Origin of the sequence: Streptomyces meridianus, assembly GCF_023703325.1 — a bacterium.
Lineage (GTDB): Bacteria > Actinomycetota > Actinomycetes > Streptomycetales > Streptomycetaceae > Streptomyces > Streptomyces meridianus.
On record NZ_JAMQGM010000042.1, the window covers coordinates 1 to 9,514 of the forward strand.

Consider the following 9,514-nt stretch of genomic DNA (forward strand, 5'->3'; position numbering starts at 1 on the left):
CTGCGAATAGACCCGGTAGCGGGCGAAGCCGTCGCACTCCATGCCGTACCGCTCGGCAATGGCGGTGCGGACCTCGCCCTTGGAGGCCGAGCCCTTCCCGGCCGCGTACAGCGCCCGGCAGGACGGCGGGACGAGCGCGTAGGGGATGCCGCGGCGCCAGCAGGCGTGACGGATCATGACGCGCAGCCCGGCGAGGTCTTCGTGCCGGTGGGCGACGCCGCCACCGAAGCTCGGTCCCTCGATGACGACGAGGTCGGCGCGCTTGATGAACGTGGCGACCTGGTCGACGAGGAAGTCCAGCCGCGGGTGGCCGGTGAGCTTCTTCGGCCGGATGTAGTCGACCCACTCGGCGCCGGCGACACCGGTGCAGGTGAGGGAGAGGTCCAGCCCTATGACGAGTGGGGCCGAAGCCCCGGTGATCACCTTGGCGGCGCCGCCAAGGTGATCACCGGAGGCTGCCGGGATGGTCGCAGTCACGCCGTGGCCTTCGAATTCGCGGCGTCTACCGAGACGGCAGGGCGAGCCGAGCTCTCTACCCAGCCGTTGAGTTCGAGCATCATGCCGAACTGCTCAGCAGCTGCGCCTCGGGTCACCAGTGTCTTGTCGCCGGCCCAGTCGTCGACCTGGGCGTCCGCCCGGTTGAGAGCCCGGGATATCTTGTCCAGCCGCTCGTAGAGGGCGTCGAGCTGTTCGTCCGTGATGGTCGAGGCCTTCGGCCGAGAGGCCATGAAGATCTCCTTCTTCTAAGCCGCGGCGGCCGTGTCGGCCCAGCGGTCGATGCGGTTGGAGGCGAGGGCGACGTCCATCAGGTCGGAGACGTCGCCTGCGGTGGCGCCGGACGGGACCCGGATGCCGAGCCGACGGCAGAACGACGCCTGCTTCGGGGACGGTTGCCCGGACCGCCACCGGGCGCCCTTGTTGGCCAGCTGCGGGGCACGGCGACGGGCGTAGATCTCCGCCCAGCGCATCGCGAACTCCAGCGGGTACTCGCTGTCCGGGTTCGGCACCCGGGCGCCCATCTCCCGCTCCCACAGCCGGATCCGGTAGGTCTGCGGCTCCTCCCCGGGGACAAGGAACAGGGAGTCGTTGCCTGCCGGGATGAACCAGGTGCCGCGGCGGGTCTGCAGCCAGCGGATGCTGGAGTTGTGGAACAGGTCCACGTCCTGCCAGGAAACGCCGCCGCGGAGGCGGGCCCGCTCTTCCTCGTCGCGGGCCGCGGCCTCGCCGAGCGTCCGATCCTCGGCAACCTCGTCAAGCTCGCGGCTGGTGAGGTCGGCGAGGGACGCCAGCTTGTGGCGGGTCGAGGCGCCCATCACGTCGAGCACCAGGGCGTCCTGCTTGCCCTGCCACGGGCGCAGGACGCGGCCGACCATCTGCACGTACAGCGCCGAGGACTGCGTGGGCCGGGCGATGACCGCGCACGACGCCCACGGGGCGTCGAACCCCTCGGTCAGCACCATGCAGTTGCTGAGCACCTGCACGTCGCCGTCGGCGAACGCGTTGAGCGCGGTCGCCCGGTCCTCGCGGGGCATGTCGCCCCACACGGTCGCAGTGCGCAGGCCGCGGGCATTCATCGTCTCGGCCATCGACTTGGCGCTGTCGACCGTCGGCGTGAACACGATGCCGCGCCGGTCCGAGGCGTGCTCGAGGTACGCGTCGGCGACCACGTCGGCGGCCCCCGAGTCGGCGAGCTGCTGCGCGAGCTGCCCGTCCTGCAGGTCGCCGTGACGCACCTTCACGTCGTCGAGGGCGAGGCCGGCGACCTTGACCGCCTTACCCCGCACGTCGACGAGGTGCCCGTCGGCGATCATCTCGAGGATGTCGCGGCGGTACACGATGTCCTCCCACACGGCGCCGAGCCCGCCCTGCTCGCGCTGCATGGTGGCGGTGAACCCGGCGGCCGGGGTGCGGTCGAAGCAACCGAAGTGGCGCAACACCTCGACGTAGGTGGGGGCGGCCGCGTGGTGGGCCTCGTCGACGACGACCAGGCCGATCCCTCGTATCGCCGAGCGGCGTCGCTCGCCGGCGAGCGTCTGCACGCTGGCCACGATCACGTCCGCGTCGACCTCGTCGCGCTCGGCCTTGACGATGCCGACAGCGAGGTGCGGGGCCACGGCGCGGATCTTCGCGGCAGCCTGCTGGATCAGCTCGTCCCGGTGCGCGATGACGAGAGTGCGGATACCTCGGGCGCGCTGCTCGGCCGCGAGGTGGGAGAAGACCACCGTTTTTCCTGCGCCGGTTGGCAGGAGCACGGCCAGGCGGACACCGCCGGCCTGCCAGCCCGCGTGGAGGGAGTCGATGGCCGCGCGCTGGTAGTCGCGCAGAGGGAGCGTTTCAGGCATAGCAGTCACCTCGGTTCGTCACGCAGGGACTTGCAGGGAGCCGCAGGGAGCAGCGCAGGGAGGACACAAACCCTCCGAACCTGCTCTGACCTGTTGTTTTGCCGGGAGGCAGGGACTTGCAGGNNCCTGCAAGTCCCTGCCTCCCTGCGAATCCCCAGGTCAGGTGGCATGCAGGGACCTTCGCGGGTCCCTGCATGCCTCCCTGCCAGGTCCCTGCACTCCCTGCGTCGGACCAGGTCGCGGTTGCCGTCACGACTCGTCCCGCCCGGTCCCGCGGTCCTGGTGAACATCCACGCGCCAGGTGTTCTGGCAGCGGTGCGCATCCCAGACGCGGACGACCTTGTGAGTGCCGAAGTAGCGGCCGTCTCTGGCCTTGAGCCAGCCGCCGAGGACGTTGGCGGACGGGAGCTCGCCGTTCTTCTGGCGGGGCGTGTGGTCGGCGACGGAGCCGAGGACCGCGCCGGTGGTGACCGGGGCACCACCGAGCTTGCTGCGCCACACGGTGAGGAACGCGGACCACTCCAGGGTCTCGTCATCCATCTCGGTCGCGTCGGACCGGTCGGCCATCCAGCCCTGCACGTCGAGGTACTTGAGAATCCCGGCGAGCATGCTGGCCCACTCCGAGTAGTCGCCTTTGCGGACCCGGACGGTGGGGGCGCCGGCCGCGAGCCAGCCGCGAACCATGGTGACGAGCGCGGCGACGACGGTGGAGGCGTTGGCCCGGAGCCAGGGGCGGAGGTCGCCGACCTTGTATCCGTCGCGCTGGTCGGGGTTGGGGCAGTCCGGGTCCAGACGGACCCAGACGACGCGCCGACCGTTGTCTCCGCCGGTGCGGAGGCCGTTGCCGGTGGCGATCCACAGACGGTCGTTGGGCATGGTGACGGAGTTCGTACTGCCCAGCACGCGGTCACCCCAGTACTCGGCGGTCAACAGGCTGCTGAGGATCGGGGACTTGATGACGTACCCGTTCGGCAGGTTGTCGAGAACGACGACGGGCTGCCCGGTCGTGTAGAGCTGCGTGGTGATGGACTTCCGGAGCTCGGTGTCGTTCTCCGGCCACGGCGTCTCGCTGATGCCGAACAGGTACAGGAAGATGTCCTTGAGCAGGCTCTTGCCCGACCCCATGGTGGTCGCGGTGAAGACGAACATCGGCGTGGTGCCGTAGAAGTACGGGCGCAGGATCGGCGTGAGCAGCGCGCCGAGGAAGTGCGCCCTGTCGGACGGTTCCTTCCAGGGGAAGTCGGCGAGCATCTGCCCGAGGATGATCTCCTTGGCCTTCTCCAGTGCGTCGTTGGTGACCTGGGGGCGCAGGCGCCGGAGCTTGACCCGCGGCTGGAGGTAGAGGCCGGTGGCCTTGTCGTAGCCGGGGGCCTGGAGCAGGGAGCCGTCGGGGCGCACCACCGGTGAGGTGACGATGCCGCGCAGAGGGAGCAGCGGCCAGTCCTTGCGGCCGAGGATCGTTCCGCACGTCTTCGGCATCAGCAGCTCGCGGACTTCTTTGGTGCCCTCGGTCAGGGGGTCCGCGACGACCTGATAGGTGGTGACGTGGTCGGCGAGGTAGGCGCGCAGGTTGTCCGCGGCCAGCTGCTTGACGAGCGGGTTGCCCTGGTCGTCCTCGTACACCCAGCAGGGGCCGCCGGATCGCTTGTAGAGGTCGGGGAGCTGCTCGGCGGCCATGATGGCGAGGAGCCCGTCGATGGCGTCGGCCTCGTTGGTGATGTCCAGTTCGGGCCGGGCCGCCTCCACGACGCGCAGGGTCGGGCCGGCCTCGAAGTCGGGGGCTTCGCCCGGGGCGACGTCCGGGGCGACGTCCGGGTCGACGTCCGGGTCGAGAGCCGACGAGCCGTCGGTGAACGGTCCGGACTGCTGCGGTACGACGTCGACGCGGCGGTGCGGCGGTTCGGAGCCGAAGCCCTGGCGGCGCAGGGCCGATGCGGCCTGCTTGTAGTCGCCTCCGTGGTGCAGCAGGGCGTAGGCGCCGAACTTGTTGTACGGGGTCTCCGAGACGAATTCGGTGCCGGTGCTGAAGACGTACAGCCGGTCGCGGTCGGAGGCGCGGCCGGTCGTGGCGGAGACGCCACGGTTCTTGCCGGGGCGCCGCCAGTATCGGGTGCTGCCGTGCTGGTAGACGAAGGTCCAGCCTTCGGGTTCGAGGAGGTCGGCCCAGTCGGTCTTGGCCTCGTAGTCCTCGCCCGGCCGGAGCCCGCCGCCAGGGAGGGGCTGCGGAGCTCGGGGGGCGGTCTTGGTGGTCTCCTGCTTGGGCAGTGCGTCGACCATGCGGCAGACCTCGCGGATCGCCGCCATGACCTCGCTGTCGATCGTGGGGATTGACCCAGGCCCGCCGGCGATCCGGACGTAGGGCTTGCCGCTGGCGTGCACGGGGCCGCAGGACGGCTCGACGAGGCCGTAGCCGCCTTCGCCGCGCGTCTCGATCAGAACGCGAATGATCTTCGCGGTCGGCTTTTCGGCGATCCTCTGCCGGTCCTCGGGGGTGTACTCCTCTTCGCGGGCGAGGCGACTGGCCAGCTTCGTGTTGCCGGGGACCTGGCCCCCCTCGACGCGCACCCGGTAGTGCCGGCCACCGGAAGGCGACTCGGCCACCCACCCGTTGAGGATGGCTTTCCATTCCTCGCCGAGGCCGGACGCCTGCATGATCTCGGTGACCTCGTCGAGGAGCCCTTCCGCGATCGCGAGGCCTTCGAACTCGATCAGCTCGACGTTGCCGGACACGCCGCCGTAGACGACCGCAATGCCACGGGGCCGGGCGCCGCCAAACCAGGTGTCGTGCTCGTCCGGGGTGCTGCGGTTGACCTTGTACGGCATCCAGGCGACAGCAGGGCGCTTGGTGCCGTCGGCCTTGATGGGGAGGACGCACAGGCCGGCGTCGTGGAGCTCGCGGGCGGCGGCCCGGAGGTCCTGCGCATCGGTGACGGCGTCGTCCGAGGCGGTGTTGTCCACGAGCGGTGGCTCCTGAGTTGGGCTGGAGGAAGAGGTGTGCGGTGCGGCCGGACGGCCGGGCACAGGCCCGGCCGCCGCAGCGTCGTTCTGGTCGGTCACGCCGTGCTCTCCGGCCACTCGGCGCGGACCTGGAGGAGCTGGGCGTGGACCTCGTCGAGCCGGTCGCAGTGGGCGCGTATCTGGGCGATGACGGCGCCGAACTCGTCGGGGCCGAGGCACTCCATGACCTCGTCCATGAACGGTTCGAAGTGGATGTGCGGGGTGCGCCGCTTCGGGTTCTCGGAGTACGGGTCGATGTTGATTCGCCCGGCGAGGATCTGGACGGGGGCGGTTCCCTGCTCGGCGTCGAAGACGGGCAGCTCGGGGCCGTCGAAGTAGTCGCCGTGGGTCAGGTCGTCGAGGGAGCTGGCACGCTCGACGTCGAGGTGGTGGCTGTCGGTGCACCAGGCGGGGCAGGTCTCGATGATCTGGCCGCCGCCGCGGATCTGCCGGGCCCAGGTTCGGGCGCCGCTTTCGTGCTGGTCAGCCGGGGTCGACGGCGCTGCGGCCATCGTGGGAAGCTGGTTCATGAGCGTGCTCTTCTCTACTTGTTGGTGGACGTGGTGCGCTCGACTGACGCCGTTGGGGATGCCGCCCCGACGGCGTCGCCGTTTTCCAGGCCGAGGAAGGCCAGGAGGTCTGTGTGGCGGACCTTGAGGGACCGACCGAGCTTGATGACGGGGATGGGGAACTCGCCGCGCGTGGCCAGCTCGTAGCCCGTCTCGCGGGAGATGCCGCACGCTGCGGAGGCCTGCGGCAGCGTGGGCATCGCGGGCAGTGCCCGGACCTCGTCGACGCTGAGTGGCTTCAGGCGGGTCGCGGTCGTCATGCCGCCACCTCGGCCTGCTGGTCCACGAGCTCCTCGACGCTGAGCCCGTAGGTCGTTGCCAGAGTCAGCAGCGTCTCGGCGGCCGGGCTGGCTATGCCGCGACGGAGGCGGGAGAGCGTCGATTCGGCGATGCCGGTGCGCTTGGCGATCTTGTAGAAGCTGTGATCGCCCTTCGCTGCGGCAGCCTCACGCAGGCGCTCGCTGCGCAGGCTAAAGCTGGGCATAGATCTCTCCTTGCTCGGAACGACGCTGTTACGTTCGTTCTAGCAAGTACGCTACACGGCGATGATCCGGGTTACAAGGTACTCGTGAGGACGCTATGTCTCGAGCGTTGCCCGTGGTGCACCGTTCGCGGTGTCCAAGGTTCTCCTAGGCACGCACGTGGTTACTTGCTAGCGTGTACGTATGACCACCGACCACAGCGAGCCCCCCACCAGAGCGCAACGCTTTGGCGCATACACCGCCCGCGCTGCGCGCGCTGCTGGCTACGACATCGACAGCCCCCGCGGTGGCGGCAAGAAGGCGTTGGCGACCCGGGCCGGCATGTCCCATGCGAGCGTCAGCAGGATGCTCGCCGGTCTGACCATCCCGGACACCAGCTTCTTCGAGTCGCTCGCCAAGGCGCTGCGCGTGCCTGTGTCCCAGATGCTGATCGAGTCGGGCATCGTCTCCGAGGAGTCGTTGGCCCGGCCGGTTGTCTCCGAGAAACCCTTGAATCCGCGAGACGTTGCTGAGCAACTCGGCATCGTTTCCGCCGAGAAGATCGACGCATTCGAGGCCATGGTCCGAGTCCTGATCGAAGGCGACCACGGCACTTCTGGCTTCAGGAGGAGCGCATGAACGACGCAGTAGACGGGGCTGAATCCAAGCGCGTGTGTGTGAGCCTTCGGCTCGCCCTGATGAACTTCGTGCAGTACGCGGCGGCCGCAGCATCAATGGTCGGGGTGATATCCGCCCTCGCCTTCGACGGCGGGTGGGTCATCTCCTTCGTGTCTGCCGCCCTGGCCGTTCTCATCGAGGTCGCTCTGCGAGTAGAAGCCCTGGTCCTGCGGTGGATCGTTCACCAGAAGCGGGCCGAGATCGCCCGAATCCGAGCCGAGACTCTGCAACTTCAGCTACTCAATTCCCAGAGGGCGACTGAGATTGCCGCGAAGGAAACCTACATTTCCCAGCTGCGTACCGAGGTTGCGGAGAGCGAGCGCCTCAAGTCCCAACTGGAGACAGAGCTTGAGGTGCGTCTCTCACGCCAGAGGAACACCGAACTGCTCATCGCGGCCAACGAAGCCAGGGTCAGCCAGCTTGAGATTGAAGTGCAGCAGAGCGAGCTTCGCACTGCCCAACTCGAGATGAGGCTTGAGCAGTCCTCCCTGTGGGAGGCGGTTGCAGCGCTGCAAGCCGCCAAAGAGGATGGGATCATTGAGGCGTATGCGCGGGGCTTTGTCAGCGGGCGGAAGGGAGAACCCTTCACGCTCGAGACTGGCAGACACCTGCGCCTCGTCCAATCCTCGGCATAGAGGGGGGCATCGGTGCCCAGTAGCCGCCGCGGTGGTGGTGTAACGAAGCGGTGTGAGTGCCGCGGCGCGGACGGCAGGCTGCTGGGCTCCAGTTGTCCGCAGGCGGCGAAGAAGAACCACGGCCGCCCCGCTCTCCGCCAGGAGTTGCCCCCTGGCGAAGACGGCAAGCGCAGGGCCTTCCGTCGTACCGGGTACGGCAGCGTGAAGGAAGCGCAGGCCGACCTCGACCGTGTCCGGGCGATCCTCGACCTGGCCGGCGACGACGACGATGCCCAGCAGCGCGTCGGCGACCTCCTGCAGGACGTGATGACGCGCCGGGCTCCGATCCCGGAACCCGGCGAGGTCTCCCGTCGCCTCGGCGTCGGCGTCCCGCTGGACGGCCGCATGACGGTGGGGGAGTGGCTCGACGTCTGGCTCGCCACGAAGAAGACCCGGGCGACGACAACCGCGGGATACACATCACACGTTCGGGTGCATCTCAAGCCCCGGCTCGGGCACCTGCGGCTCGACCGCCTCAACGTCGGCCACGTCCAGGAGATGTTCGACGCGATCGCCGACGAGAACGAGACGGTAGCCGCAGAGAACCAGGCCCGCCGCGACCAGGTCGCTCGCTGCACCCGCGGCCGGCCCGGGGTGCCGAAGGCAGCCGAGCGCGAGCAACTCGCGTCCGAGCGGGGGAAGCTGGCGGCCATGCCGCCGTTCCGGCGCACCGCCGGCGCGGCAACGCGGCAGCGGATCCGCTCGACTCTGCGGGCCGCGCTGAACAAGGCCATCTCCCGGCAGCTCATCACCTTCAACCCGGCGGAGCACGTGGAGCTCGACAGTGGCCGGCGGCCGAAGCCGCTGCTGTGGACCGAGGAGCGCGTGGCTCGATGGCGGGAGACGGGCGAGAAGCCCGGGCCGGTGATGGTCTGGACTCCGGACCAGCTCGGCGCCTTCCTCGACGCGGCCGAGGGCGATCGGCTGTACGCCTTCTTCCACCTAATCGCGTTCCGCGGCCTGCGGCGCGGCGAGGGTGTCGGGCAGGACTGGTCGAACGTCGACCTCGACAAGCAGCTGCTGACGGTCGCCAAGGAGATCGTGGTCGACGGCTGGACGCCGGTCGAGACCGAGCCGAAGACCGACGGCAGTGCGGCCACCATCGGCTTGGACAGCGCCACGGTGCAGGTCCTGCGTGAGCACCGGGCACGACAGCTGGCGGAGCGGGATGCCTGGAACGTGCGGGCCGCAAAGGAGCGGGAAGCAGGCAAGGCGACGCTCGATTGGATGGACACGGGCAAGGTGTTCGTCCAGGAGGACGGAAGCTGGCTGCACCCGGAGACGGTGTCGGACGCCTTCCGCCGGCTGTGTGCGGCCGCGGACCTGCCACCGATCAATCTGCGGGATCTGCGGCACGGTGCGGCGACGCTCATGCACGCGGGCGGCGGCGACCTCCATGCGATCAAGGAGACGCTGCGGCACTCGACGATCACCCTGACGTCGGACACGTACACGTCGCTGCTGCCGGAGGTGGACCAGGCCATCGCGGAGAGGGCGGCAGCGCTGGTGCCCCGGGCGCGCAGGGGTGACGTGGTCGCACCGGCCGAGTAATCTGGGTCCAGCGAACGAACAGGCTCCGTCATCGCAGGTGGCGGGGCCTTTCTGCTGGCCCGCTGCTGGCCCGAACGCCCGGCAACGCGCTCCGACGAAACCCGACAGGGCCCGATGAAGGTGAGTGAGGGGACGGCTGCTGACCAGGCCATATGCCCACACGGCCCGACGGAAGCCGACGGCATCCAGGGAGATCAACTAGGCTCCCATGGCACCGACGCAGACTTTTAATCCATTGGTTG

The 9,514-nt window shown here is 69.1% G+C and carries 10 protein-coding genes; 3 read left to right on the forward strand and 7 right to left on the reverse strand.

Annotated features, from left to right (window positions below; translation table 11 throughout):
* The 7 genes from M1E25_RS19545 to M1E25_RS19575 all read right to left on the reverse strand — a co-directional run.
* A partial coding sequence (locus M1E25_RS19545) for a hypothetical protein (protein ID WP_251417419.1) occupies nt 1-477 on the reverse strand: 477 nt, incomplete at its 3' end.
* Entirely contained in the window at nt 474-728 is a 255-nt protein-coding gene (locus M1E25_RS19550) for a hypothetical protein (RefSeq protein ID WP_251417421.1), read from the reverse strand. The genes M1E25_RS19550 and M1E25_RS19545, both read right to left, overlap by 4 nt.
* Before the next feature lie 15 nt (nt 729-743).
* Nucleotides 744-2,342 (reverse strand): DEAD/DEAH box helicase, encoded by a 1,599-nt coding sequence (locus M1E25_RS19555; RefSeq protein WP_251417424.1) that lies wholly within the window; start codon nt 2,340-2,342, stop codon nt 744-746.
* A gap of 249 nt (nt 2,343-2,591) precedes the next feature.
* The gene (locus tag M1E25_RS19560; RefSeq protein ID WP_251417426.1) at nt 2,592-5,300 is read right to left on the reverse strand and encodes a bifunctional DNA primase/polymerase; all 2,709 of its coding nucleotides are present in this window, start codon (nt 5,298-5,300) and stop codon (nt 2,592-2,594) included.
* 95 nt (nt 5,301-5,395) lie between these two features.
* A complete protein-coding gene (locus M1E25_RS19565) occupies nt 5,396-5,869 on the reverse strand; it encodes a DUF6907 domain-containing protein (RefSeq protein WP_251417428.1) in 474 nt (157 codons plus the stop codon).
* A gap of 14 nt (nt 5,870-5,883) precedes the next feature.
* Nucleotides 5,884-6,168, reverse strand: a complete 285-nt coding sequence (locus M1E25_RS19570; RefSeq protein WP_251417430.1) for a helix-turn-helix transcriptional regulator — start codon at nt 6,166-6,168, stop codon at nt 5,884-5,886.
* Nucleotides 6,165-6,392 carry a helix-turn-helix domain-containing protein gene (locus tag M1E25_RS19575; RefSeq protein WP_251417432.1) on the reverse strand — a complete coding sequence of 76 codons (228 nt, stop codon included), beginning with the start codon at nt 6,390-6,392 and terminating at the stop codon, nt 6,165-6,167. The genes M1E25_RS19570 and M1E25_RS19575 overlap by 4 nt, the downstream gene beginning before the upstream one ends.
* Nucleotides 6,393-6,573: 181 nt before the next feature.
* Here M1E25_RS19575 and M1E25_RS19580 point away from each other — a divergent pair, with 181 nt between their 5' ends.
* The 3 genes from M1E25_RS19580 to M1E25_RS19590 are packed head-to-tail and all read left to right on the forward strand — an operon-like array spanning nt 6,574 to nt 9,272.
* On the forward strand, nt 6,574-7,008 hold the full coding sequence (locus tag M1E25_RS19580; RefSeq protein ID WP_251417434.1) for a helix-turn-helix domain-containing protein: 435 nt from the start codon (nt 6,574-6,576) through the stop codon (nt 7,006-7,008).
* Nucleotides 7,005-7,682: a hypothetical protein gene (locus M1E25_RS19585; protein WP_251417436.1), complete on the forward strand. Its 678-nt coding sequence runs from the start codon at nt 7,005-7,007 to the stop codon at nt 7,680-7,682. Before M1E25_RS19580 ends, M1E25_RS19585 begins: the two co-directional genes overlap by 4 nt.
* A 12-nt stretch (nt 7,683-7,694) precedes the next feature.
* Entirely contained in the window at nt 7,695-9,272 is a 1,578-nt protein-coding gene (locus M1E25_RS19590) for a site-specific integrase (protein ID WP_251417438.1), read from the forward strand.
* Nucleotides 9,273-9,514: the final 242 nt, after the last annotated feature.